1 pseudogene is annotated in these 326 nt (G+C 27.9%); it reads right to left on the bottom strand.

From position 1 onward, the window contains the following. Nucleotides 1-326: pseudogene (locus ELQ10_RS08510) on the bottom strand (methyl-accepting chemotaxis protein); the annotation flags it as partial.

Raw genomic sequence — 326 nt, 5'->3', positions numbered from 1 at the left:
TGAATAGCATTCATATCAGAACCTACTCTAGCTTGTAAAACATCAAGAAGTTTATTTAGAACATTTTTAAGTTCAATAAGTTGTGGGTTTCTTGGATTAGCAGTAATTCTTGCTGTTAAATTACCACTTTCTACAACTGATACTGTTTCAACTGATTCTTTAACAGCTTGATTGTCTTGTTCTAAACCTTTTTTAGTTTGTAAGATATTTTCATTGATAGCATTTGAGATTTGTCCAAATTCATCATTACTTTTTACTTCTATAGTAGAAACATTTTTTGTTTTATGATTGATAAAATCAAAGAATGAAGTTAAACCTGTTTGGAT

It is taken from the genome of Campylobacter sp. US42a (assembly GCF_004379055.1).
In the GTDB taxonomy this organism is placed as follows: Bacteria; Campylobacterota; Campylobacteria; order Campylobacterales; family Campylobacteraceae; genus Campylobacter_D; species Campylobacter_D jejuni.
This window is presented reverse-complemented; position numbering and strand designations above follow the sequence as displayed.